Origin of the sequence: Oceanicola sp. D3, from assembly GCF_006351965.1 — a bacterium.
GTDB lineage: Bacteria > Pseudomonadota > Alphaproteobacteria > Rhodobacterales > Rhodobacteraceae > Vannielia.
The window spans coordinates 3,393,902-3,416,194 of record NZ_CP040932.1 but is presented as its reverse complement, the minus strand read 5'-3'; the positions used below and the strand labels follow the sequence as shown (position 1 = coordinate 3,416,194).

The window sequence follows — 22,293 nt, the reverse complement described above, 5'->3', positions numbered from 1 at the left end:
GGTGATGCTGGATCTGAAATGGCTGGATTGGAGCCGCAAGGTGAAGCGGGGCGTACTTCGCCAGCTTGCTTCTGTGGGGCTAGAGCCGCCAGCGCTGAAAATTCTTCGCCATGACGAGCCCGTGGGCAGCTATGATGTGACGCTGCGCCGGGCCGGTGCGGGGTTTGAGCTTGCCCTGCCGTCGCAGCGCCCGCCGGTGCATCCGCGCAAGCGTGCCTTGAGCCACAGTGCCGCCTATCTGTGCTGGATGATGGCCGCGCCCGAGGGGGTGGCCCAGATCAGCGGCAACACCTCTGATGGGCATGAGCCTTCTGTGGCCCAGTTCAGTTTTTCCTCCTGCGGCCAGACGGTTCCGGTGCCGGATTACTTCTTCTTTCGCAGCCGGGGGCATGACGCGATGCACGAGGCGGCCGCGCAGGTGGCATTGCCTTGGGCGGATCGCGGGGCAGAGGTGGTTTGGCGGGGCCGTGCGAATGGGCTGGGGCCGCTGCTGACCGATTGCGCGGCGGGTCAGCCGGGGGTCAACCAACGCCTAGCGATGGCGCTGCGGTGCCGGGGTGGGGAGATCGACTTTCGCTTTATCGACGAGCCCGAGCGGGGCGAGGCGGCGGCGCTGCGGGCGCAGGGGCTGTTGGGCGAGCGGCTGGCGTCGGAAAGCTGGGGGCAGCGCAAGTATGCCATTGATATTGATGGCATTACCAACACTTGGGACAACCTCTTTCATCGCCTTCTCCTCGGCTGCTGCGTGCTCAAGGTCGACAGCCCCTTTGGCTTTCGCCAGTGGTATTATGACCGGCTGGAGGCGGGGCGGCATTTTGTGCCGGTGCGCGCCGATCTGGCCGATCTGGAAGAAAAGCTGGAGTGGCTGCGCAGCCATGATGCAGAGGCCCACGAGATTGCTCAGGAAGGTCAGGCACTTGCGCGGGAAATGACATGGGAGCGCGAGCGCGCCCGTGCGGCGGAGATCCTTGCTGCGGGGTAGGGGCGGGGGCGAGAAAGGGGCTTTCGCCGCAGCGGTGTTTCGCGCCACAGTCGCCCAAGGCAGACACCCGCGAAGGAGCCCCAGCGATGCCCGATCCGTTCTTCCAGCCCGTCTCCGGCTTTGAGCTGCCGCGCTTTGCGGGCATTCCGACCTTCATGCGGCTGCCCCATGTTCCGCTGGAAGATCAAAGGCTTGCGGAGGTTGAAGTTGGGCTGATCGGGGTGCCTTGGGATTCGGGCACCACCAACCGCCCCGGCCCGCGCCACGGGCCGCGCGCGCTGCGGGATGCCTCGACCATGATCCGGGCGGAAAACGGGGCAACGGGGGTGCGCCCCTTCGAGCTGGTCAACTGCGCCGATCTGGGGGACGTGGCCCCCAACCCAGCCGATATCGCCGACACGCTGGACCGGATAACTTCGTTTTATGCCAAGGTGTTGGACGCCGGGATCATGCCGCTCACGGCAGGCGGAGACCACCTGACATCGCTGCCCGTGCTGCGCGCCGTGGCGGCGGAAAACCCGGTGGGGATGGTGCATTTTGACAGCCACACAGACCTCTACCACTCCTACTTCGGCGGCACGATGTACACCCACGGCACCCCCTTCCGGCGGGCGGTGGAGGAGGGGCTGCTGGAGCCCGAGCGGGTGGTGCAGATCGGCATACGTGGCACCGCTTATGACAATGAAGACAAGGACTTCGCCAAGTCGGTGGGCATCCGGCTGATCCCGATCGAGGAGTTCCACGCGCGGGGCGTGGATGACGTGATGGCCGAGGCCCGCGAGATCGTGGGCGAGGGGCCGACATATGTGAGCTATGACATTGATTTCGTTGACCCGGCCTTCGCCCCGGGCACTGGAACGCCGGAGGTGGGCGGGCCGAACAGCTACCAGGCCCTGCAGGTGGTGCGGGCGCTGCGGGGGCTGAATATCGTGGGGGCGGACATGGTGGAAGTGTCGCCGCCCTTCGACGTGGGCGGGGCGACGAGCTACCTTGGCGTGTCGGTGATGTTCGAGCTTTTGTGCGTGATGGCGGAGGCCGTGGCGGGCGGGACGGAAGGTTGAGATTTGGTGAAAAGGTGATGGATTTCAGGCGTTTACCGTAAAGAGGCAACAGGAACAACCTATGCACAAGTGATGCACAGCCCATGCATACGAAGTTTCGGGCGGGTTGGTTAAGTTAACGGGGCGTTTTGCGCAACAGCCGGGCGAGCCCGGCGCAGCCTCACAGCAGCGACACGCCAAGCCAGAACAACAACGCCAGAGCACCTACCACCAGAGCTATCGCGGAGAAGTTGCCCCAATACCGGGCCTGCCGCCAGCTTGCGGCAATTTCGTCCTGCTCGGCCTTCGATGGTGCCACCCCCTCAACCTGTGCCCGCTCCAACCGCCGCGCGAGGCGGTGCAGGATGCGGGAGCGTTGGGTGATGACGGCGCCAAGCCCGGCGGTCACATGCACGACTGTTGGCACCAGGGTGGTGGCCACCATGAGATAGAGCGCCACCCCCTCGGAGGGCCGGGCCCGCACCCCGGCCCAATAGGCCCGCCAGTCGAAGGGCAGGCTGGCCGGATGCAGCCAGCCCCAGAGGTCGAGCAGAGAGGTGGTGGCGAGGAGCAGCGCGGAAAGGCAGAGAGCGGCAAGCCCGAGGTCGACAACGAGGTGCAGCAGGATCATCGCTGCATCCGGGCGGGGCCGCGGCGGGCCCACATCGGGGTGCGGCAGGAGACGGGCGAGGAAGTGACGGGTGATGGCAAGAGAGGCGAAATCGGCCAGGGCGTTCAGCAGGGGAAACAGGATGTAGAACAGCGCGATGAGCGCGGCGAATTCAGTCTCTCCAGTAACGGCACTGGCAACGGCAATGGCAAAGGCAACGGCAAAGGCACCGGCAAAGGTAAAGGCACCGGCAAAGGTAAAGGCACCGGCAAAGGTAAAGGCACCGGCAAAGGCAACGGTAAAGGCAACGGCACCGGCAAAGGTAAAGGCACCGGCAAAGGCAACGGCATCGGCAACGGCAACGGCAACGGCAAAGGCAAAGGCAACGGCAAAGGCACCGGCTAAAAAATCGACCGTCACCCGGCCCGCCTTCGATAGAAAACCGGGCCGGGTGACGGAACTGTCAAGTCGCTTGAAGAGCCGGTCAACGACCCACTCCGAAAAGCGCTGGCTATTGGCGAAAATCCACCCAGAGCAGGCCAGTCCCGCAATCAGAAGCGCGGCGCGGCCGAGCCTGCTCCGGACGTGCGGATCATCTGCGAAGAGTGTCACCCCCGCAGGACTGTGCAGATTGAACAGCACCCAGCCAGCCAGCACGGCGATGATCGGGTAGAGGACCGCGAAGTGCAGGCAGCGATCGAACGCCCGCCAGCCCAGAGCATCGCGGCCATAAACCCGGTTGGCCATCCCCAGCACCCGCGCCACGGCCCGGAAGTAGGCCGGCGCACCCCCTTGCTGGAACCGGTCGATCAGGTGAGGCCAGGAGGCGGGCTCGTCCAGTTGCTCGATGATCGAGCGATGTCCGCTTCGCTGGCGGGCGAGGGCGAAATAGCCCATCACCATGCCGCCGATCAGCGCAAGAAATCCGGCGAGGGCAAATATCCCCTGGTGATCGTTCGACCAGGCCTTCAGCCCCTCCCAACCTTCCATACTCGCGATGCCCCTACACACGTTCCAGCCGCACCAGACTGGGGAAATGCGGAAAATCGGTCAACAAGTGATTGCCCCCGCCACACCAACCCGATAAACCCGCCGGCGGAGACGTGGCCGAGTGGTCGAAGGCGCTCCCCTGCTAAGGGAGTAGGCGGGAAACCGTCTCGAGGGTTCGAATCCCTTCGTCTCCGCCATTTTCTATTCTTTTCGATCTATATTCAGGTGTTTGGGCGGTCGCCTCGGCGCCCCCCACCATTCGTCCCACCAACATTTCGGCTCTTGGATCGATCACGCAGATCTCGGGTGCTGTAACATTTGGTGAGTCATGGGATCGATGGAACTGCCCGCAAGGCGGCGTGGCGAGCGCTATAAATGCGGATAGAACGCTCGCCTTGGTCTATCCAACTGGGCCGGGCAGTTGCTCGTCGACGCAACCCACTATGCCCCTCGACAACGCCAACATGTTTTTCAACGTCAGTCAGGTCGCTGAGGCCTGGCGACGGGTGGTCTTCGGGCGCGCCAGCATCGGGGCGAGCCGGATGGCCAGCAAGGTGAAGGCGGCCGTCCACAGGAGCGCGGAGAGCGCGGGGCCACCTTGGAGCCAACCGGCCGCGATCCGGGAGAAACCGGCGAGGAGGGTCAGGGCGAAGGCGGCGGCTAGGGCCGGCCCGGCGATGAGCGGGCGTCCGGTGTGGCCCATGGTGGCGCGCATCATCACCGCGACCGTCATGCCTCCGATTGCACCGATGCCGAGCAGGTGGGTTGCGGTGGCCTCGGTGGCGAGGCCCAGTGCTGCGGCGGAGGTTGCGGCGAGCCCGAGAGGCACGAAGAGATAGGCAAGGTGCAGCATCAGCAGGAGCGGCGAGCGCCAGGTGGCCTGGGGGCGCCAGCGGGCCAGGCGCAAAAGGTGCAGGAGGGCGGCGATAGCGCAAAGGATGGCCGTCGTCCGGCTCGCGGGGGCCGCGACCCAGCTTGCGAGGGCGAGTGCGCCCAATGCGAGGGCTGCGCCGTCGAAGCGATTGAAGGGCACCGGCAGGGCTGTGTTCCCCCGTTGCACCAGCCAGTTGCGGGTGAAGCTGGGCACGATGCGCCCGCCGATCAGCAGAATGAGGAAGACCAGCAGGGCGATGCCCGCGCGGTGGCCGTGCCATGCGGTGCCGGTGAGGGCCGCCTCGGCATGGTAGGCGAGGTTGGCCAGCCAGAGCAGGCTGACCGGCACAAGGACCTTCAGGTTGCGCCAGTTCCTTCCGGCCACGACCTCCCGGGCGATCATCGCGGCCACGGCGAGAAGGAAGGCCTGATCCACTAGCGCTGTGACGAGAGGGCCGGGGCCTGCGAACCCGGCCACCACGAGCCGCCCGGCAACCCAAAGCGCCAGCAACGCCGCCAGCGGCCAGCCGCGCGTCGGCAAGCGCCCGGTCCAGTTGGGGACGGCGGTGAAGAGGAAGCCCGCCACCACTGCCGCAGCATAGCCGTAGATCATCTCGTGGATGTGCCAGTCTGTGGGGTGAAGCGTGCTGGCAAGGGTCACGTGCCCTTCCCACACCAGCCACCACAGCGGGATGACCCCTAGGCCGAACAGCGTGGCCGCAAGGAAGAACGGCCGGAACCCGTAGGAAAACAGCGCGGGGCCGTGGAATGATTTGTCACGCACCATAGCAGGACTCCCGGATCGAAAGGGGACGGGCGGCACCCCAAGGCGCCGCCCGATGGTCGAGTTCGAAGGAAACTGGGACTACTCGACCTGGGCGAAGAGATCGGCCATCCGGCCTTTCGCCTTGCCCTTGTGCTTCACCGTCGAGGCCTCATCGAGGTTGACGGCCTCGCCAACCTGCACCAGCGCAATCATGCCCATGGCGTAGTGCGGCGTGCACTTGATGCCATAAAGCCCCTCGGCCTCCACGGTCAGCTCGAATTCCGCGTTGTTCTTGGTCTTGAAGGCCTCCACCCCCTCCGGGAGCATCCCCTCGATGCTCTCCACGTTGTGGCCCTTGTCGGTGGGGATGAACTTCACCACGTCGCCGGGCGCGGCCTTCACATAGGCGGGCTCGAAGACCATCGCGCCAACCTCGCCCTTGTTGAGCATCTTCACCTCGTGGGTCTCGGCCCAGCCCGCGCTCGCGGCGAGGGTCAGGGCTCCGGCAAGCATCATCTTGGCAAACATCGGACTATCCTTTCATGCGTATCCGCTTGTTTCGGTTGAGCGGGTTTTGCACTAAGGCTCCGGGGTAAACGTTGCTCTGAAACAAACTCTGCGAGCGAAAGTGCCGAAACTTGACGAAAGCCTTCTGAACGGCCTGCCGCCCTTCTCGCTGCTGGAGCGTTCGCAGATCCGCGAGATCCTCGATGCCGCCGTGTCGCGTCGCTACGAGGAGGGCCGCGAGATCTTCCGCGAGGGCGAGCACGCCGACCGGTTCTACCTCCTGCTCGATGGCTACCTGCGCGTGGTGCGCACCACGCCGGGTGGCGATCAGATCATCGTGCTGCACATCTCGCCGGGCCAGCTCTTCGGGATTGCCCCGGCCCTGCAACGAGAGACCTATCCGGCCACCTCCATTGCTGCCGCCGAAAGCATCGCGCTGTCATGGCCGGTGCGGCTGTGGTCCGATTTCACCGCCCGTTACCCCGGCTTTGCTTCCGAGAGTTACAAGACCCTCGGCCAGCGCCTTGGTCAGATTCAGGAAACACTGACAGAGATGGCCACCCAGGCCGTCGAGAAGCGCGTCGCCTGCGCCCTGCTGCGGATGGTCACCCAGAGCGGGCGCAAGGTGCCCGAAGGCATCGAGATCGCCTTTCCCGTCACCCGTCAGAACATCTCCGAGATGACAGGCACCACGCTGCACACGGTGAGCCGGTTGCTGTCGGCCTGGCAGAAGGACGGCATCGTGGAATCGACCCGCAAGCACATTACGGTCACCGATCCGCACGCCCTCGTGGTGCTGAGCGGCGCCCAGTCCTGAAGCCGGGGCCGGCCCGCGCTTCCAGTTCGGCCCGAAAGGCGTCTTCGTCCAGATCGTATTCCAGGCAGGCGTCGGGTATGGCGTGAAACGGGGCTATCGGGCAGCCCGGGCAAAGCATCCGGCGTTCGAGAAAGACCGTGGCCATTTCAGGCCAGGCGTTGAACAGCTCCGAGAGCGGCAGGTCCGGATCGTCGAAATCGGGGCGGCGGCGCATGGCGTGTCCTTTCCCGCCCCAGCCTGCCCCCGGCTTTCGCTCGCTTCTTTGCGCTTGCGCAACATCCGGCCCGCCGGTGGCCCTTAGAAAAGTCGCATCCGAAACAAAACTTCCGGAACGCGACATGTCAGAAATACTTACCAAATCGCGCGCCCGAAACGTGTTCTACGGGGGATCCATATTCTTCGTGGTCGTGTTCGTGGCCATGACGGTGCAGAGCCACCGGCACATCGTGCAAACCTCCACCGCCGGCATGGAGCTGAGCGAGGAGGTGCGCCACGGCAAGCATGTGTGGGAGCGCCACTCCTGCATCAACTGCCACACGCTGCACGGCGAGGGCGCCTATTTTGCCCCGGAGCTCGGCAACGTGATGACCCGCTGGGGCGCGCTGGATGATCCCGAGCTGGCCTACGAGATCCTCGACGGCTGGATGAAGGCCCAGCCCTCCGGCATCGAGGGCCGCCGCCAGATGCCCTTCTTCGAGATCACCGAGGAGGAGATGCGTGCCCTCGCCGAATTCCTCCGCTGGGCCGATCAGACCGACACCCAGAACTGGCCGCCGAACGACGCGGGCTAAGGGAGAGACATCATGAAATACCAATCGCAAAAGGTGGCCTACGCCTATTTCGTCACCGCCATGGCGCTCTTCGGCATCCAGGTTCTGGGCGGGCTGCTGCTGGGCTGGATCTACGTTTCGCCCAACACGCTGTCGGAGCTGCTGCCCTTCAACATCGTCCGGATGATCCACACCAACGCGCTCATTGTCTGGCTGCTGCTGGGCTTCTTCGGCGCGGCCTATTACCTCGTGCCCGAGGAGAGCGAGCGCGAGATTTTCTCGGTCAAGCTCGCCTACATCCAACTGGCGATCCTCGTGGTCGGCACGCTGGGCGCCGTCGGCTCCTACCTCGTGGGCATCCACGGCGGGCGGGAGTTTCTGGAGCAGCCGCTCTGGGTCAAGTTCGGCATCCTCGTGGCCGCCGTGATCTTCCTCGTGAACGTCTCGCTCACCTTCCTCGCGGGCCGCAAGACGGCGATCACCAACATCCTGATGATGGGCCTGTGGCTGCTCTGCCTGCTCTGGGTCTTTGCCTTCATCAACCCCGACAACCTCAGCCTCGACAAGATGTACTGGTGGTTCGTCGTCCACCTCTGGGTCGAGGCGACATGGGAGCTGGTGATGGCCGCGATCCTGGGCTTCCTGATGCTCAAGCTCACCGGGGTCGACCGCGAGGTGATCGAGAAATGGCTTTATGTCATCGTCGCCACCGCGCTCTTCTCCGGCATCCTCGGCACCGGCCACCACTTCTACTGGATCGGCACGCCGGGCTACTGGCAATGGGTCGGCTCGATCTTCTCGACCTTCGAAGTGGTGCCCTTCTTCGCCATGATGTCCTTCGCCTTCATCATGGTCTGGAAGGGGCGCAAGAACCACCCGAACAAGGCCGCGCTGCTCTGGTCGCTCGGCTCGTCCACCGTCGCCTTCTTCGGTGCCGGCGTCTGGGGCTTCCTGCACACGCTGCACGGGGTGAACTTCTACACCCACGGCACCCAGATCACTGCCGCCCACGGGCACCTGGCCTTCTACGGCGCCTATGTGGCCCTGAACCTGGCGATGTTCAGCTACGCCATGCCGGTGCTGCGGAACCGCGCGCCCTACAACCAGGTGCTCAACATGGCGTCCTTCTGGCTGATGACCGGGGGAATGAGCTTCATGACCTTCACGCTCACCTTCGCCGGCACGATCCAGACGCACATGCAGCGAATCTTGGGTGAGTATTTCATGGACGTGCAGGACCAGCTCGGCCTCTTCTACCTCATGCGCTTCGGCTCCGGGGTGGCAGTGGTGCTGGGGGCGTTGCTGTTCATCTACTCCATGCTCGTGGTGCGCCGCGAGGTCGTCAAACCCGGCCCCATGGCCGTTCCGGGAGAATGATCCGGTGAAAGACCTGAACACAGCCGACCTGCCGTTCTATCACGCGCAAGCAGACGAATGCGCGGTGTTCGAAACGGCCCATGAAAACGGTCTGCCCCTTCTTCTGAAGGGGCCCACCGGCTGCGGCAAGACCCGCTTCGTCGAGCATATGGCGGCCCGGCTTGGCCTGCCGCTCCACACCGTCGCCTGCCACGACGACCTCTCGGCCGCCGACTTGATCGGGCGCTACCTGCTGAAGGGGGGCGAGACCGTCTGGGTCGACGGGCCGCTGACACGGGCGGTGCGCGAGGGCGGCATCTGCTACCTCGACGAGGTGGTGGAAGCCCGGAAAGACGTGACCGTGGTGCTCCACCCGCTCACCGACGACCGCCGCCGCCTGGTGATCGACCGCACCGGCGAGGAGCTGGCCGCACCAAAGAGCTTCATGCTCGTGGCCAGCTACAACCCCGGCTACCAGAACGTGCTGAAGAAGCTGAAGCCTTCGACCCGCCAGCGCTTCGTCTCCATCGGCTTCGAGTTCCCGTCGCCCGAGGTGGAAGTGCCGGTGGTGATGCGCGAAAGCGGGCTCGACGAGGCCCGCGCCACGGCGCTGGTGCGGCTCGGCGGCAAGATCCGCGCGCTTTCGGGGATGGATCTGGAGGAGGGGGTTTCCACCCGGCTGCTGATCTATGCCGCGACGATGATCGCAGGCGGCATGGCGGTGGAGCGGGCGCTGGAGGCCGCGGTGATCGCGCCGCTCAGCGACGAGCCCGACACCCAGCAGGCGCTGCGCGACCTCGCCGCCGTGATCTACGGGTGAGCGCCATGATGCACCTGCTCGACCTGATGGAACCGGAGGAAACTGTCGGCAACCTCTGGCACGACATGGCCTCGCGCTGGGGCGCCGCTGCGGAGGCCGGGGAGGCGGTGACGCTGGAGCAGGTGCGCCCCTCCGTCGCCGCGCTGTTCCGGGCGCTGGGCGGCGGGGCAGGGGTGGAAATCGCCCCGGCCCCGCTCACCGCCTCCGCCCATCGCACCGGGCGGCTGCGGCGGCTCGGCACGCCGCGCGAGCAGGTGAATGTCGCCGATTTCGACGGCGACCGCCTGCGCCTGCCCCCGGTGATCGACAGCTTCCCAACCCGCGCCCTCAACCGCGCCTGCTACCTCTGGCTCGCCGCGCTGGCCTCCAGGGTCGATATTCCCGCCGCCGCTGCCGATCCACTCGCCGCCGACAGGCAGGAGATTGCCGCGCTGGCCGCCGCTTCGGATCGGGCCTATACGGCCTGCCCCGGCCTGCGCCCCGCTTATGAGGCGCTCTGCCGCCATCTGGTTGAAACCCGCCAGCGCAGCGGCTTGCCGCGCTGCGAGGCGGGCGTGGAGCGGCTGGTGCTCGACCAGCTTACAGGGCGGTCCGAGGCAGAGGAATGCCTCTCCTGTCCCGCCCCGCGCGGCTACCGCAGCTATGCGCCGGTTGCCGTCTGGTTCCGGCTCCGCCCGCGGACCGGCGGCGGCAAGGCCCCCGCCGAAGCCGCCGAGGCGCCCGCCCCCGCCATGGCCCTTGCCACCCGCAAGGACGCCCGCCGCGAAGACCGCGACCAGGCCAACCGGCGCGACAGCTTCATCGTCCACCGCTTCGAGTCGATCCTGTCCTGGGCCGAGAGCCTCAACCTCAACCGCATGGTCGATGACGACGATCAGGACAATGCCGCCAAGGCCGCCGAAGACCAGGATCACCTGACGCTGAGCCAGAACCTCAAGCGCGCCGCCACCCGGCTGCGTCTCTCGCTTGACCTCTCGCCGCAGGACGCCGAGCACGAGCGGCTGGCGGGCACCTTCACCTACCCGGAATGGAACCGCCGCACCGGCGATTACATGCCCGATCACACCCGCGTGCTGGAAGCAGAGGCAAAGCCGCAGGCCAGTTACGCGCCGGATGCAAAACTGGTGGCCCGCGTCAAACGGCAGTTCGCGCCGCTGCACCCGCGCCGCGTCGTTCTGCCCCGCCAGATCGACGGCGACGAGCTGGACCTCGACGCCGTGGTGACCTCGCGCACCGACATCGCCTGCGGCCACGAGGGCAGCGACCGCGTGTGGCAGGCCAACCGGCCCATGGCCCGCGATCTTTCGGTGGCGGTGCTAATGGACTGCTCCCGCTCCACCGAGGCCGCCATCGGCGACACCTCTGTGATCGAAGTGGCGCGCCAGGCGGTTGCGGCGCTGGCCGAAGGGATCGACACGGCGGGCGACAGGCTGGGCATCTGGGGCTTCTCTTCGCTGCGGCGCGACCGGGTGTTCCTGCACCGCGCCAAGCGCTTTGCCGAGCCGATGGCGCCGGCCGTGACCGCCCGCATCGGCGGGTTGCGCCCCGGGCATTACACCCGCCTTGGCGCTGCCATCCGCCATGTTTCGGCCCAGCTTGCCGAGGAGGGCGCAACCCGCCGCCTGCTGCTGGTGCTGACTGACGGAAAGCCCAACGACCTTGACCACTACGAGGGCCAGCACGGCATCGAAGACAGCCGCATGGCCGTGCGCGAGGCCCGCGCGGCGGGGCAGGCGGTGCATGGCGTCATCGTGGACGAAGACGGGCAGGACTGGTTCGCCCGCATCTTCGGACGCGGCGGCTTCACCCTGCTACCGCAGCCCTCGCGCCTGCCGCGCGCCTTGCCCGAAATCTACCAGACCCTGACCATGGAGAGCTGACATGAAACGCCTTCTCGCCCTAACCGCCACGCTTCCCGCCCCGCTCGCGGCGGCCTCGTTCGAGCGTCCGATCCCGCAGCCCCAGACCGAGACGGCGGAGTTCTGGTTTCTCGTGGGCTCCGTCGCGCTTGTGCTGTCGCTGGTGGCGGTGCAATGGCTGGTGAGCCGGCGATGAGCCTCCCGCGCCGCCCATCCTTGAAGCTTCTGGCCGGGATCTATCCCTTCGCGGCGGGGGCCATGGGGGTCAACCTGTTCTTCGCCGCGCTCATCGGCTCATGGCTGGGCCTGCCGGTGCTGACGCCCTGGCAGGCCGCTGCTGGAGGGCTTGTCATCGGCCTGCCCGCGACATGGGCCTTCGCCTGCCATATCCTGCGGCTGATGGAAAAGGCGGAGGGGGAATGACCGGGTGGGGAGAATACGCGCTGGCGCTGGCGGTGTTCATCGCCAGCCACTTCCTGCCCTGCCTCGGCGGGCGGCGCGGCGTGGCTCTGGACCCGGCGCAGCCCGGGTTCGCCGTAAATTCCCGACACCCGCTGTTTCTCGCCCTCGTGTTCTGGGCCGGGGCGCATCTCTTTCCCAATGGTGACCTTGCCATGGCACTTTTCTTCGGCAGTTTCACGCTAATGGCGCTCCTCGCCATCCCCGCGTTCGACGCCAGCGCCCGCTAGGCTCCAAAGCCGGGCCGTTCTTTGACAACACCGCCCTGCTTTCTCTGCGCCCGCTGACGCGCGGGGAGGGGCGGCGGCGGAAACGGTCGGCCATGGCCCTCCGTCTCGCGGCGGGGCCTCAGCCTTCGCGTACCAGGCGAAAGCCGAGGTGATCGGGGGGCAGGCCCACGGCGCAGCCGCCGACGCTGGCATCGCGGACGAAGTCGATTACCGCCGCCCGGTGCCGTCCTCCGGCGATACGGACGCCGCAGTAGGGCTCGGAGGCCTCGATGCTGCCGTCCGCGGCGAGCCGGCCCGTGGCCATGCATCCGTCTGTCCACTCCCAGACGTTGCCGCCAAGGTCGGCCAGCCCGAGGCTGTTCTCGCCAAAGCCGCCCAGAGGCCGCAAGGCCGGGCTGGAGCTGCCGCGCAGCAGCACACCGCGCTCGTATTGCGAAAGCATCCGCGTGCCCGGGTCCAACTCGCCCTCGTCAGGTGCCGCATCGCCCTGCCGCTCGGCAGCGGCGCGCTGCCACTCTGCCTCGCTGGGCAGCCGCCAGGTCTCGCCTGTCTGGCGCGAGAGCCAGGCGGCATAGGCGGTGGCGTCGGCCCAGTTCACCATCGTTTGGGCATAGCGGCCCGCGCCGGTGCCCACGTCTTCGCAGGCCCCATCGGCCACGCAGGCGAGATACTCGGCGCGGGACACCTGAAACTTCATGATCTCGAACCCGGGCACCTCCACTTGCCGCACGCCCGGCGTGCTGGCCTTGCCCGCGCGGCTGAAGTTGCCGAGCGGACGAAAGGCGATCTGGCCGGGTGCGATGCTCACGGTCTCGGGCCGCGTCACGCCGTCGGGCTCTGGGCCCGGCACCGTGATGGCCAGCGCTCCAAGCGCAGCCGCCATGACGACACCCGCAAGGATGAAGCTCTTTCGCATGATCGTTTTCCTCGAAACCAAAACGGGTGGCCGGAGCGTTCCGGCCACCCAGCGCCTTCCCCGCAGGGTGGCCGCCTTATGGCAGCGCGGTCTTGCCTTCGTAGGCGGCGTTGTATTCGACCGGGGCCTGAACCTGCTCCATCAGGTCATTGTTCCAGTCGCCCTCCACCACCACGTGCGCGGTTGCGCCAAGGTTCACCGCCTCAATGAGGTTGTGGTTCACGTAGGCGTAGACGCCGGGCTGGAGGAACTCGTAGAGCGCCGCCCCGGCGGAGCCGCCACGGATGAACCAGGTTTCAAGGTCGCGTTCCGGCGGGTTGTTGAACTTGCCGGTCTCCCACACAAGGTCGCCATGCCCACCAATCAGGTGCGGGCGGGTGTCGCGGTTGGCTTGGCTGTGGATGAAGAGCACCTTCTCGCCTTGCGCCGCATGGAGCGCATTGTCGCCCGTGAGCGCCCCTACCTTGCCGTTGAACACGACGTGGCTGGGGATCAGGCCATTCATCACTTCGAGCGTGTCGGGATAGCTTTCGCCGACGTCCTCGTAGCGCTTGTAGTCGCCATTCTCATCCTTGGGGATGTAGAAGTCGTTCTCGCCGATGTAGAAGACGCGGTCGTAGCGGACTGGCCTGCCCTCGTGATCCTTCAGCCCGTCGCGCGGCAGCACCATGATGGCGCCCGACATGCCGCTGACGACGTGCCAGGGGATCATCGGGCCGCCCGGGGCGCAGTGGTAGACGAACACGCCGGGGCGGGTGGCCTTCCAGCGCAGCACGGTCTTCTCGCCCGGGTTGACCAGGGTCAGCGAGCCGCCGCCCAGGGCCCCCGTGGCGGAGTGGAAGTCGATGTTGTGCTGCATCAGGTTCTCGGGCGAGTTGTAGAGCGTCAGTTCGACGTAATCGCCCTCGTGCACCACCATCAGCGGGCCGGGGACCGAGCCGTTGAAGGTCATCGCCTGAAGGTAGGCGCCGCTATCGACCTCGACCTCTTTCTCGACGATCTGCATCTCGAACTCCACGATGCGCGGCTCGCCGGGGGCCACCTGCTCGTGCTCGTGCACGAAAGGCGGGCGGATCAGCTTGCGCTTGATGCGCTGCAGGTTCGACAGGTCGACCGGGGCGGCCATGGAGGTATCCATGATCTCCTCGGCCTTGGCGTGTCTGGTCAGCATGGGAATGGACGCCAGCACGGCGGCCCCCATTAGCGCGGCACGTCTCGTCAGCATCTCGGTTCTCCTTCTGCAACGGATTGCTGTTGCTTCGGAGTCTATGAGAACCGGCGGCGCCAAACGTTGCTGGAACGCAAACTTCCGGGCGGTCGCGCACTGGCCTGCTGCGACACCAAGGATAGGCGGTGGGGCAGTGTCATGTGGTTTGGCCAAGAGGGGGGTGGGCAGCCGCGGGGGATTCACCCCTCTGGTAGCGCTCTCCGCCACTCTGGCGTGGCATCGAGCATGGCGTTATCCGCCCTTTCTTGGAACTCCCGAGTGGCAGGGACCGTCCGCGATACCATCGTGGCTCATCACCGGTGCCACTGCCGAGAGCGGCCCTTCAGGCAGCGTATGAGGAAATCACATGCTCCGCCGTTTCGCCCGACGTGGGAGGAAAGCGTTGAGTGGGTTTCGTCAGGTGATTGATCTTTTTGGAGTCATAGAAACTCTTTCATGTCTCCATCCTGATGACTCTCGGTGCCGGGAAAAATGGGGTGCGCAAATCTGCCGTTATGCCGTGGTGAGGCCGAGCAGATGGTTGGAGTTGCTGCCTTTACCGGCGAGGTCTCGCTGCGCAACGTTGAGCACCTCTCTAGGTGTTCAGTCCCCGGAGAAGGCGATTTGCACTTTTACCGCGCCCCTGCGGTCTCCGGCGGTGTTGAAGGCTTCCACCGCTTGTTCCAGCGGAAAGGTGCCGGTGATGATTGGTGCCACCTTGATCCGCCCGTTACCGATGAGGGCCACAGCCTCGGCGAACTCGCCGGCGAAGCGCTGGGTGCCGTGATAGGCGATTTCCTTGCCGACCAGCATGTTCAGCGGGATCGGCACATCGCCCGACACGCCCACCTGCACCAGTCGCCCGCGCGGGCGCAGGCAGGTGATGGCGCTCTTGATCGCGGGGGCGGCGGCGGAGCACTCGAAGGCCACGTCGAAGCTGCCCTTGTTCTCGGCATAGGGCTCCAGCGCGTCGGCCTCGGTCGCCACGTTGATGGTGTGGGTCGCACCCATCTGCGTGGCCACGCCGAGGGTGAAATCCTGCAGGTCGGTCACCACCACCTCCGCCGCGCCCGCCTCGGCGGCGGCGGCGGCGCAGAGCGCCCCGATCGGGCCTGCGCCGGTGACCAGCACGCGCTTGCCCGCGAGGTCGCCCGCCTGGTTGCGGGCATGCAGGCACACCGCCAGCGGCTCGGCGCAGGCGGCCTCTGCCAGGCTCACGCCGCCGGCCACCTTCACGCATTGCACGGCATCCACCACCATCCGGTCGCGGAACAGGCCCTGCTCATGCGGCATCCGCATGGCCGAACCATTGAAGCGCATGGAGAGACAGTGGATCGGCAGGCCCTCTTGGCAGAAGCTGCAGGTGCCGCAGGTGCGGCTTGGGTTGATCGCCACCCGGTCGCCCTCAGCCACGCCGCTCACCCCTGCGCCCACCGCCACCACAGTGCCCGAGGCCTCATGGCCAAGTATAATCGGCTCGCGCACCCGGATCGGGCCAAAGCCGCCGTCCTGGTAGTAATGCAGGTCCGACCCGCAGATGCCGCCCGCGGCCAGCGCCAGAAGCACCTCTCCGGGGCCGGGCTCGGCCACGGGGGCGGTTTCGATCCGAATGTCGTTCTGGCCGTAGAGGCGGCAAACGCGGGCGTCCATGGGCAGGCTCCTAAGGTGTGAGGACCGAGGGCAACCAGGTGGCGAGCGGCGGGATGTAGGTGACCGCCAGCAGCACGAGGATGTTGGTCAAAAGGAAGGGGAAGATGGCCACCACCACCGGCGCCAGAGGCAACCGGGCGATGTTGGCGCAGACGAAGAGGCACACGCCGACGGGCGGCGTGGTGAGGCCGATCATCAGGTTCAGCACGGCGACGGTGGCAAAGTGGATCGGGTCGATGCCGACGGCGTTGGAGAGCGCCAGAAGGGGCACGAAGAGGATGATCAGCGCGGCGATGGTCTCGAGGAACATGCCGACGAAGAGCAGCAGCAGGTTGATCAGCAGCAGCACGAGGAACTTGTTGTCTGTGACCGAGAGCACGCCATCGGCAATCGCCTGCGGGATGCGCTCGGAGACGAGGATCCAGCCGAAGACATTGGCAAAGCCGACGAGCGCGAGGATGCCGGCAGCGGCCACGGCGCTGTCGATCACTATGCCGGGCACGTGCTTCAGCGGCAGTTCACGGTAGATGAAAGCGCCCACGAGGAAGGCATAGACCGAGGCGACCACGGCGGTTTCGGTCGGCGTGGCGAGGCCTGAGAGCAGGCCGTAGATGATCAGGAAGGTCATCGCCAGCGCCCAGATCGCCCCGCCAAAGCTGCGCGCCACCTCGCCAAAGCCCTGCCACGGTTGGTGCGGAAAGTTCTTGCGGCGCGAGATGATGTAGCAGGTCACCATCATCGCAAGGCCCATCAGGATGCCGGGGATGGCTCCGGCGAGGAACATCTTGCCCACCGAGATGCCCGAGAGCGCGCCGACGATGATCATTGGCACCGAGGGCGGGATGATCGGGCCGACTGTGGAGGAGGCGGCGGTGACGGCAGCCGAGAAGTCGGCCGGGTAGCCTGCCTTCTTCATGCCGGGGATCATCACGCCACCAATAGACGCGGCGTCGGCTACGGCTGTGCCGGTGATCCCGCCGAAGAGCATGGAGGCGGCGATATTGGTCAGGCCCAGCCCACCGCGTATCCAGCCCACCAGCGCATTGGCGAACCTGATGATCCGCTCTGTTATCCCGCCGCGGTTCATCAGGTTGCCGGCGAGGATGAAGCCGGGGATCGAGAGCAGCACGAACACGTCCATGCCCGCATACATCTTCTGCGGCATGACCACCGGCGGGATGCCGGCGTACGCGAGGTAGGCGAGCGACGAGAGGCCCAGCGTGATCGCAACGGGCACGCCCAGCGCGAGGCCGAGCACGAAAACGGTGAGGAGAATGGTCACGTCCATGAGGTCATTCCTCCTCGGTGGGTTTCACGGGGGTGCCGTCCTCGGCGCCCGAGAGCATGGCGATGCAGCGCAGCAGGGCAAAGAGGGCGAGGCCTGCGAGCAGGATGAAGACGGTGAGATGCGCCCAGGTCATGCGGATGCCCAGCGCCGGGGCGGTCTGCATCTTGCCGATGGTCACGTATTTCCAAGCATGGGGCAGCAGGTAGAGCGCGAGCGCGGCGGTGGCGGCGGCAGCCAGCAGGCGCAGGATCCAGGGCAACTTGCCCGGCAGTGACTCGCTGATCACGTCGACGTTCACCAGATCGCCGGTGCGCAGGCTGAGGCCCGCACCGAAGGCGACGAGATAGAGCAGGGCAAAGCGGGTAAGTTCCTCTGTCCAGACGGGCGACTGCCCGGTGGTGCGCCCCACGACCTGCACCAGCACGGTGCCGATCAGCACCGCAAAAGCCACACCCGCGCCGATGCGGGCGACGAGCGTGAGGATGCGGACGAGGGTTTCAGCAAGGCGCATGGCGGCAGTCTCCGGTCAGATGAAAGGCGGCCGGCGCGGGGGAGAGCCACGCCGGCCGTTGGCCCGAAGGCTGGGTTACTCGGCGAACAGCCCTTCGACGATCGGGCGGATCTCGTCGCTGACGTTGCTCAGCACGGCGTCTTTGGCAGCGGCGGCAAAGGCGGCACCGTCAACCTCAACGAAGGTCATGCCATTGGCCTCAAGGTAGGCGCGATCATCGGCGAGGCTCTTCTCGAACAGGTCACGCTCATAGGCCTGGGCAATTGCAGCCGCTTCCATGACTGCCTTTCGGTCGTCCTCGGAGAGCTTCTGCCATGTACTTTCGGCCATGGCCATGATCGCCCAGGAGCGGACATGCTCGGTGAGGTTCACGTGGCTCTGCACCTCGTTGAAACTGGCCGAGCGGATCAGGGCGAGCGGGTTCTCCTGCGCTTCGATGGTGCCGTTCTGCAGCGAGGTGAACACCTCGGAGAATGCCATCGGGCCGGGGGCCGCGCCAAGCGAGGACCATACGTCTATGAAGAGCGGCACGTTGGGCACGCGCATCTTGAGGCCGTTCAGGTCGGCCGGGGTCTCGATCGGGCGGTTCGAGGTGAGGTTGCGCGGGCCACGGGCGAAGTACGCAATCGGGTGAACCTGTGCCTTCTCGATAATCTCGGCGTTGATCTGCTCGCCGATCTCGCCAGAAGCGACCTCATCCATGTGCTCGATGGACTTGTAGGCGTAGGGAATGGCCAGGAGCGCGGCCATCGGGGCCCAGTTCTGCAGGCTCTCGCCGGTGATCGCCATATCCACGGTGCCAAGCTGCATGCCGTTGATCAGGTCGATTTCCTTGCCGAGGCTCTCGTTCGGAAAGACCTCGACCACGATGCGCCCGTCGGTGCGGGCGGCCAGCTCTTCGGCGAACTTCACCGAGGCGAGATGCCAGGGGTTTTCCTCGTTGGCGAGGTGGCCCAGCTTCAGGGTCATCTCCTGCGCGAAGGCGGGCACGGCGGTCAGCGCGGCCATGGCCACGGCGAGAACCGGCTTTTTCCAGTTGAATGTCATGTGTCTTTTCCTCCTTGGATGGGTGCATTGACCGGCTCGGGGATTTCCCCCTCCGGCACGTCGAAAAACTCTGGCCGCGCCGCATGGATCTGCGGCAGGTCGGTGAGGACCTCGCGCAGATGGGTGCGGACGGCGGCATTGGCGGCGCTCATGTCTCCCTGCTCGATGGCATCCACGATGGCGCGGTGCTGGCTCACCAGCTTTTCCACCGGAAAATGGCCGAGCGACAGAAAGCGCACCCGGTCCATCTGCGATTTCAGCCCCTCGATCAGCCGCCACGCGCCGCGCTTTCCGGCGGCATCGGCGAGGGTGCGGTGAAACTGCTCGTCGAGCCCGATGAACTCTTGCGGGCTGCTGGAGGCCACCGCTTCCTGTGCCTCGAGCTGGGCGCGCAGCTCGGCGATCAGCGCCGGGTCGGGGCGCCGGGCGAGGATCTTGGCAATGTCGGCCTCGATCGCCTCGCGCAGAAAGCGCGCGTTCAGCACGTCGGAATAGGTGATCCGGGTCACGATGGTGCCGCGCTGAGGCAGCACCGCCAGCAGACCCTCGCCGGCGAGACGGATAAAGGCCTCGCGCACTGGTTGGCGGCTGACGTCCCAACTCCGGGCGATCTCGGTCTCGGAGATACGGTCGCCGGGGGAAAGGCGGTTGCGGATGATGGCGTCGCGCAGATGCGCATAGATCTGCGGCGTGATCGGCGATGCCGGATCCAGCGCAGCGGATGTGATGCGGTTCTCCGTCATGATTCGCTCTCCTCCCGGCGCATGCCTACCATACTTCCATACTTCCATACTAGTCAGGTTCGCGGCGGTCTGATACCTTGCCCCCGACAGACGACTCGGGAGGCTTCTCACATGAAACAGACCTGGCGGTGGTTCGGCCCCCGTGACCTGGTATCCATCGACGACACGCTGCAGGCGGGGGTGCAGGGCATCGTCTCGGCGCTGCACCATGTGCCCACCGGCGCCGTGTGGACGCCCGAGGAGATCGCCAAGCGGCAGCGCGAGATCGGCACCATGACCGACGGCGCGCCCTCCGGCCTCGGCTGGGACGTGGTCGAGAGCCTGCCGGTCTCAGAAGACATCAAGAAGCAGCAGGGCGACTGGAGCAGCCACATCGCCAACTACATCACCAGCCTCGAGCACCTCGCCGGGGCAGGGATCGAGGTGATCTGCTACAACTTCATGCCGGTGCTGGACTGGACCCGCACCGACCTTGCATGGCGGATGCCGAACGGCGCCACCTGCATGCGCTTCGACCTCACCGATTTTGCCGCCTTCGACTTGCACATCCTCGCCCGCCCCGGCGCGGCGGAGGATTATGACGAGGCCCTGCGCGACGCCGCCGCCCGGCGGTTTGCCGAGATGTCCGAGGACCGCAAGGCGCAACTCGCCAAGAACGTCGTCTTCGGCCTGCCCGGCGCAGCGGAGAGCTTCTCTCTCGAAGACGTGCGCGACCACCTCGCCCAATATGCCGCGATGAGTGAAGACACCCTGCGCAAGCACCTGCTCGACTTCCTTGCCGAGGTGGTGCCCACCGCCGAGCGCCTTGGCCTGCGGATGTGCTGCCACCCCGACGACCCGCCGGTGCCGCTGCTGGGCCTGCCCCGGATCATGTCGACGGAATACCACTACCAAAAGCTGGTCGAGGGCGTCGACAGCCCCGCCAACGGCATCACTCTCTGCTCCGGCTCGCTCGGTGCCCGGCCCGACAACGACCTGCCGGGCATGATGGAGCGGCTGGGCGACCGGGTGCATTTCCTGCACCTCCGCAACGTGACGCGCGAGACCGGCGATATCCGCGGCGACTTCCACGAGGCCGAGCACCTCGGCGGCGATACCGACATGGTGGCCTTGATCGAGGCGGCACTGAATGAGGAGGCGAAGCGCAAGGCCGCCGGACGTGCTGACTGGTCCATTCCCTTCCGCCCCGATCATGGGCAGGACATTCTCGATGACCTGAAGCGCAGCGCGCAACCCGGCTATCCTTCTATCGGGCGGCTCAAGGGCCTGGCCGAGCTGCGCGGGATCATCGCCGCGCTCGAACCCCGGATCACCGCATGAGGCTGACAACACTGGAGGGGCTGCCCGACACCGTCGCGCGGCCCGGCTATGTGCCCGCCGATCATGGCGTGGGCATCGTCCACCTCGGGCTCGGGGCCTTTCACAAGGCGCACCAGGCCGCCGCGACCGATACCGCGCTGGCCGCCTCGGGCGGTGACTGGCGCATCTGTGGTGTAAGCCTGCGCAGCCCCGAACCCGCCACGCAACTCGGCCCCCAGAACGGGCTCTTCACCCTGATCGAGCGCAGCGCCGAGGGCAGCCGCGCCCGGGTGATCGGCTCGGTCGCCGGGGCGCTCTGCCTCGGGCCTGATCGCGCCGAGGTGCTGGCCGCGCTGACCTCGCCGCACACCCGCATCGTCAGCATGACCGTCACCGAAAAGGGCTATGGCATCGACCGCACCACCGGCGGCGTTGACCCGTCTCACCCCGCCATTGCACACGACCTTGCCGCACCCGAGGCCCCTATCGGCGTCGCTGGCCTCTTGGTCTGGGCGCTTCAAGCCCGCCGTGCCGCGGGCCACCCGCCTTTCACCGTGCTCTGCTGCGACAACCTCCCCGAGAACGGCCCGCTCCTGCGCGGCCTGTTGGTGGATTTCGCCCGCCGCACCGCGCCCGAGGTGGCCGATTTCATCGCTGCGGAAGTGGCCTTTCCCTCCACCATGGTCGACCGCATCACGCCCGCTGCCACGCCCGAAACCCTCGCCGACGCCGAGGCGATGACAGGTCAGCGCGACGAGGCGGCGGTAGAGACCGAGGCCTTCACCCAATGGGTGATCGAGGACAGCTTTCCAACCGGCCGCCCGGCTTGGGAGGCGGCGGGCGCGATGTTCGTGGCCGACGTGAAGCCCTACGAGGAGATGAAGCTGCGGATGCTGAACGGCGCGCATTCGATGCTGGCCTATACCGGATTCCTCAGCGGCCATCGCCACGTCTCTGACGTGATGCAGGACGCCTCCCTCGCAGCGCTGGTGCGCCGCCACCTCGCCGCCGCCGCCGCCACGCTCCCAGAGCTTCCCGGCGTCGACTTCGCCGCCTATGCCGAAGCGCTCTGCACCCGGTTCTCCAACCCGCACTTGCGGCACCAGACCTACCAGATCGCCATGGACGGCACCGAGAAGCTACCGCAACGGATCCTTGCCCCTGCCGAGGTCGCCGTTTCGAAAGGCCATTCCGTGGAGCCATTCGCCTTCGCCATCGCCGCCTGGATGCGTTACGCAATGGGGAAGACCGATGCGGGAGAGGCCTTCGAACTGAGAGACCCGCGAGAGGCCGAGTTGCGGCGGTTCGCCAATGACACGGATGATACAGCGACAACCGTATCTAATCTGATGGAGATGCCGGGCCTCTTCCCCAAGTCACTTATTGCCAATCCCCGCCTTCACCGATCCGTCACTGCGAAGTTAGATGCCATGCGTCAAAGTGGAATGGCAGGGGCAATCAGGACTGAAGCCGGTGCGCAGGCGCAGTGAGCGCACGGAGCGGTTAGGGCGGCGCCGTGCTAAACCGCTACACTGCCCTCGGCATACCTGTCA

23 protein-coding genes and 1 tRNA gene are annotated in these 22,293 nt (G+C 66.3%); 13 read left to right on the top strand and 11 right to left on the bottom strand.

From position 1 onward, the window contains the following. The first annotated feature begins 4 nt into the window (after window positions 1-4). Window positions 5-982: a glycosyl transferase family 90 gene (locus FHY55_RS17000; protein WP_140015321.1), complete on the top strand. Its 978-nt coding sequence runs from the start codon at window positions 5-7 to the stop codon at window positions 980-982. 86 nt (window positions 983-1,068) lie between these two features. Beyond that, the gene (speB, locus tag FHY55_RS16995) at window positions 1,069-2,043 is read left to right on the top strand and encodes an agmatinase (RefSeq protein ID WP_140015320.1); all 975 of its coding nucleotides are present in this window, start codon (window positions 1,069-1,071) and stop codon (window positions 2,041-2,043) included. A gap of 160 nt (window positions 2,044-2,203) precedes the next feature. On the opposite strand, the gene FHY55_RS16990 is transcribed toward speB, so the two are convergent. After that, a complete protein-coding gene (locus FHY55_RS16990; protein ID WP_140015319.1) occupies window positions 2,204-3,622 on the bottom strand; it encodes a hypothetical protein in 1,419 nt (472 codons plus the stop codon). 107 nt (window positions 3,623-3,729) lie between these two features. Here FHY55_RS16990 and FHY55_RS16985 point away from each other — a divergent pair. Further along, a tRNA-Ser gene (locus FHY55_RS16985) sits at window positions 3,730-3,819 on the top strand. 284 nt (window positions 3,820-4,103) lie between these two features. Here the strand turns inward: FHY55_RS16985 and FHY55_RS16980 are convergent. Both FHY55_RS16980 and FHY55_RS16975 read right to left on the bottom strand, forming a co-directional pair. After that, window positions 4,104-5,282 carry an NnrS family protein gene (locus FHY55_RS16980; RefSeq protein ID WP_140015318.1) on the bottom strand — a complete coding sequence of 393 codons (1,179 nt, stop codon included), beginning with the start codon at window positions 5,280-5,282 and terminating at the stop codon, window positions 4,104-4,106. A 78-nt stretch (window positions 5,283-5,360) separates the two neighbouring features. Next, entirely contained in the window at window positions 5,361-5,789 is a 429-nt protein-coding gene (locus tag FHY55_RS16975; protein WP_140015317.1) for a pseudoazurin, read from the bottom strand. 100 nt (window positions 5,790-5,889) lie between these two features. On the opposite strand from FHY55_RS16975, the gene FHY55_RS16970 reads away from it, so the two are divergent. Beyond that, the gene (locus FHY55_RS16970; protein ID WP_140015316.1) at window positions 5,890-6,585 is read left to right on the top strand and encodes a Crp/Fnr family transcriptional regulator; all 696 of its coding nucleotides are present in this window, start codon (window positions 5,890-5,892) and stop codon (window positions 6,583-6,585) included. Here FHY55_RS16970 and FHY55_RS16965 read toward each other — a convergent pair. Continuing rightward, a complete protein-coding gene (locus tag FHY55_RS16965) occupies window positions 6,539-6,799 on the bottom strand; it encodes a DUF1858 domain-containing protein (RefSeq protein WP_140015315.1) in 261 nt (86 codons plus the stop codon). The genes FHY55_RS16970 and FHY55_RS16965 overlap by 47 nt on opposite strands. 124 nt (window positions 6,800-6,923) lie before the next feature. Between FHY55_RS16965 and FHY55_RS16960 the strand changes: the two genes are divergently transcribed. The 7 genes from FHY55_RS16960 to FHY55_RS16935 are packed head-to-tail and all read left to right on the top strand — an operon-like array spanning window position 6,924 to window position 12,079. Beyond that, entirely contained in the window at window positions 6,924-7,376 is a 453-nt protein-coding gene (locus tag FHY55_RS16960) for a cytochrome c (protein WP_140015314.1), read from the top strand. Between the two features lie 12 nt (window positions 7,377-7,388). Further along, entirely contained in the window at window positions 7,389-8,732 is a 1,344-nt protein-coding gene (locus tag FHY55_RS16955; RefSeq protein ID WP_140015313.1) for a cbb3-type cytochrome c oxidase subunit I, read from the top strand. A 4-nt stretch (window positions 8,733-8,736) separates the two neighbouring features. Further along, entirely contained in the window at window positions 8,737-9,531 is a 795-nt protein-coding gene (locus FHY55_RS16950) for a CbbQ/NirQ/NorQ/GpvN family protein (protein ID WP_140015312.1), read from the top strand. A gap of 5 nt (window positions 9,532-9,536) precedes the next feature. Further along, on the top strand, window positions 9,537-11,411 hold the full coding sequence (locus FHY55_RS16945; RefSeq protein ID WP_140015311.1) for a nitric oxide reductase activation protein NorD: 1,875 nt from the start codon (window positions 9,537-9,539) through the stop codon (window positions 11,409-11,411). A 1-nt stretch (window position 11,412) separates the two neighbouring features. Continuing rightward, window positions 11,413-11,586 (top strand): hypothetical protein, encoded by a 174-nt coding sequence (locus FHY55_RS20590; protein WP_168223042.1) that lies wholly within the window; start codon window positions 11,413-11,415, stop codon window positions 11,584-11,586. Further along, window positions 11,583-11,813, top strand: coding sequence for an NnrT protein (locus FHY55_RS16940; protein WP_140015310.1), 231 nt, complete (start codon window positions 11,583-11,585; stop codon window positions 11,811-11,813). Before FHY55_RS20590 ends, FHY55_RS16940 begins: the two co-directional genes overlap by 4 nt. After that, entirely contained in the window at window positions 11,810-12,079 is a 270-nt protein-coding gene (locus FHY55_RS16935; protein WP_140015309.1) for an NnrU family protein, read from the top strand. The genes FHY55_RS16940 and FHY55_RS16935 overlap by 4 nt, the downstream gene beginning before the upstream one ends. 118 nt (window positions 12,080-12,197) lie before the next feature. Here the strand turns inward: FHY55_RS16935 and FHY55_RS16930 are convergent, their stop codons facing one another. From FHY55_RS16930 to FHY55_RS16900, 7 genes are all read right to left on the bottom strand, one after another. After that, window positions 12,198-12,995, bottom strand: coding sequence for an SUMF1/EgtB/PvdO family nonheme iron enzyme (locus FHY55_RS16930; RefSeq protein ID WP_140015308.1), 798 nt, complete (start codon window positions 12,993-12,995; stop codon window positions 12,198-12,200). Window positions 12,996-13,071: 76 nt separating this feature from the next. Further along, the gene (gene nirK / locus FHY55_RS16925) at window positions 13,072-14,220 is read right to left on the bottom strand and encodes a copper-containing nitrite reductase (protein ID WP_140015307.1); all 1,149 of its coding nucleotides are present in this window, start codon (window positions 14,218-14,220) and stop codon (window positions 13,072-13,074) included. A gap of 585 nt (window positions 14,221-14,805) precedes the next feature. Then, on the bottom strand, window positions 14,806-15,852 hold the full coding sequence (locus FHY55_RS16920) for an L-idonate 5-dehydrogenase (protein WP_140015306.1): 1,047 nt from the start codon (window positions 15,850-15,852) through the stop codon (window positions 14,806-14,808). Between the two features lie 10 nt (window positions 15,853-15,862). Then, window positions 15,863-17,140 carry a TRAP transporter large permease gene (locus FHY55_RS16915; RefSeq protein ID WP_140015305.1) on the bottom strand — a complete coding sequence of 426 codons (1,278 nt, stop codon included), beginning with the start codon at window positions 17,138-17,140 and terminating at the stop codon, window positions 15,863-15,865. Window positions 17,141-17,144: 4 nt separating this feature from the next. Next, window positions 17,145-17,651 (bottom strand): TRAP transporter small permease, encoded by a 507-nt coding sequence (locus FHY55_RS16910; RefSeq protein WP_140015304.1) that lies wholly within the window; start codon window positions 17,649-17,651, stop codon window positions 17,145-17,147. A gap of 75 nt (window positions 17,652-17,726) precedes the next feature. Then, window positions 17,727-18,698 (bottom strand): TRAP transporter substrate-binding protein, encoded by a 972-nt coding sequence (locus FHY55_RS16905; protein WP_140015303.1) that lies wholly within the window; start codon window positions 18,696-18,698, stop codon window positions 17,727-17,729. Then, window positions 18,695-19,441, bottom strand: a complete 747-nt coding sequence (locus FHY55_RS16900; protein WP_140015302.1) for a GntR family transcriptional regulator — start codon at window positions 19,439-19,441, stop codon at window positions 18,695-18,697. Before FHY55_RS16900 ends, FHY55_RS16905 begins: the two co-directional genes overlap by 4 nt. 111 nt (window positions 19,442-19,552) lie before the next feature. Here FHY55_RS16900 and uxuA point away from each other — a divergent pair, with 111 nt between their 5' ends. Together uxuA and FHY55_RS16890 are read left to right on the top strand one after the other, a co-directional pair. Continuing rightward, window positions 19,553-20,761: a mannonate dehydratase gene (uxuA, locus tag FHY55_RS16895; RefSeq protein WP_140015301.1), complete on the top strand. Its 1,209-nt coding sequence runs from the start codon at window positions 19,553-19,555 to the stop codon at window positions 20,759-20,761. Next, window positions 20,758-22,230, top strand: a complete 1,473-nt coding sequence (locus FHY55_RS16890; protein WP_140015300.1) for a mannitol dehydrogenase family protein — start codon at window positions 20,758-20,760, stop codon at window positions 22,228-22,230. The genes uxuA and FHY55_RS16890 overlap by 4 nt, the downstream gene beginning before the upstream one ends. Window positions 22,231-22,293: the final 63 nt, after the last annotated feature.

What these genes read in the sequence shown, in the direction of transcription:
- FHY55_RS17000 (WP_140015321.1), top strand. Translation starts at nt 5, where the DNA reads ATGCTGGATCTGAAATGGCTGGATTGGAGCCGCAAGGTGAAGCGGGGC.
- speB (WP_140015320.1), top strand. Translation starts at nt 1,069, where the DNA reads ATGCCCGATCCGTTCTTCCAGCCCGTCTCCGGCTTTGAGCTGCCGCGC.
- FHY55_RS16990 (WP_140015319.1), bottom strand. Translation starts at nt 3,622, where the DNA reads ATGGAAGGTTGGGAGGGGCTGAAGGCCTGGTCGAACGATCACCAGGGG.
- FHY55_RS16980 (WP_140015318.1), bottom strand. Translation starts at nt 5,282, where the DNA reads ATGGTGCGTGACAAATCATTCCACGGCCCCGCGCTGTTTTCCTACGGG.
- FHY55_RS16975 (WP_140015317.1), bottom strand. Translation starts at nt 5,789, where the DNA reads ATGTTTGCCAAGATGATGCTTGCCGGAGCCCTGACCCTCGCCGCGAGC.
- FHY55_RS16965 (WP_140015315.1), bottom strand. Translation starts at nt 6,799, where the DNA reads ATGCGCCGCCGCCCCGATTTCGACGATCCGGACCTGCCGCTCTCGGAG.
- FHY55_RS16960 (WP_140015314.1), top strand. Translation starts at nt 6,924, where the DNA reads ATGTCAGAAATACTTACCAAATCGCGCGCCCGAAACGTGTTCTACGGG.
- FHY55_RS16955 (WP_140015313.1), top strand. Translation starts at nt 7,389, where the DNA reads ATGAAATACCAATCGCAAAAGGTGGCCTACGCCTATTTCGTCACCGCC.
- FHY55_RS16945 (WP_140015311.1), top strand. Translation starts at nt 9,537, where the DNA reads ATGATGCACCTGCTCGACCTGATGGAACCGGAGGAAACTGTCGGCAAC.
- FHY55_RS20590 (WP_168223042.1), top strand. Translation starts at nt 11,413, where the DNA reads ATGAAACGCCTTCTCGCCCTAACCGCCACGCTTCCCGCCCCGCTCGCG.
- FHY55_RS16940 (WP_140015310.1), top strand. Translation starts at nt 11,583, where the DNA reads ATGAGCCTCCCGCGCCGCCCATCCTTGAAGCTTCTGGCCGGGATCTAT.
- FHY55_RS16935 (WP_140015309.1), top strand. Translation starts at nt 11,810, where the DNA reads ATGACCGGGTGGGGAGAATACGCGCTGGCGCTGGCGGTGTTCATCGCC.
- FHY55_RS16930 (WP_140015308.1), bottom strand. Translation starts at nt 12,995, where the DNA reads ATGCGAAAGAGCTTCATCCTTGCGGGTGTCGTCATGGCGGCTGCGCTT.
- nirK (WP_140015307.1), bottom strand. Translation starts at nt 14,220, where the DNA reads ATGCTGACGAGACGTGCCGCGCTAATGGGGGCCGCCGTGCTGGCGTCC.
- FHY55_RS16920 (WP_140015306.1), bottom strand. Translation starts at nt 15,852, where the DNA reads ATGGACGCCCGCGTTTGCCGCCTCTACGGCCAGAACGACATTCGGATC.
- FHY55_RS16915 (WP_140015305.1), bottom strand. Translation starts at nt 17,140, where the DNA reads ATGGACGTGACCATTCTCCTCACCGTTTTCGTGCTCGGCCTCGCGCTG.
- FHY55_RS16910 (WP_140015304.1), bottom strand. Translation starts at nt 17,651, where the DNA reads ATGCGCCTTGCTGAAACCCTCGTCCGCATCCTCACGCTCGTCGCCCGC.
- FHY55_RS16905 (WP_140015303.1), bottom strand. Translation starts at nt 18,698, where the DNA reads ATGACATTCAACTGGAAAAAGCCGGTTCTCGCCGTGGCCATGGCCGCG.
- FHY55_RS16900 (WP_140015302.1), bottom strand. Translation starts at nt 19,441, where the DNA reads ATGACGGAGAACCGCATCACATCCGCTGCGCTGGATCCGGCATCGCCG.
- uxuA (WP_140015301.1), top strand. Translation starts at nt 19,553, where the DNA reads ATGAAACAGACCTGGCGGTGGTTCGGCCCCCGTGACCTGGTATCCATC.
- FHY55_RS16890 (WP_140015300.1), top strand. Translation starts at nt 20,758, where the DNA reads ATGAGGCTGACAACACTGGAGGGGCTGCCCGACACCGTCGCGCGGCCC.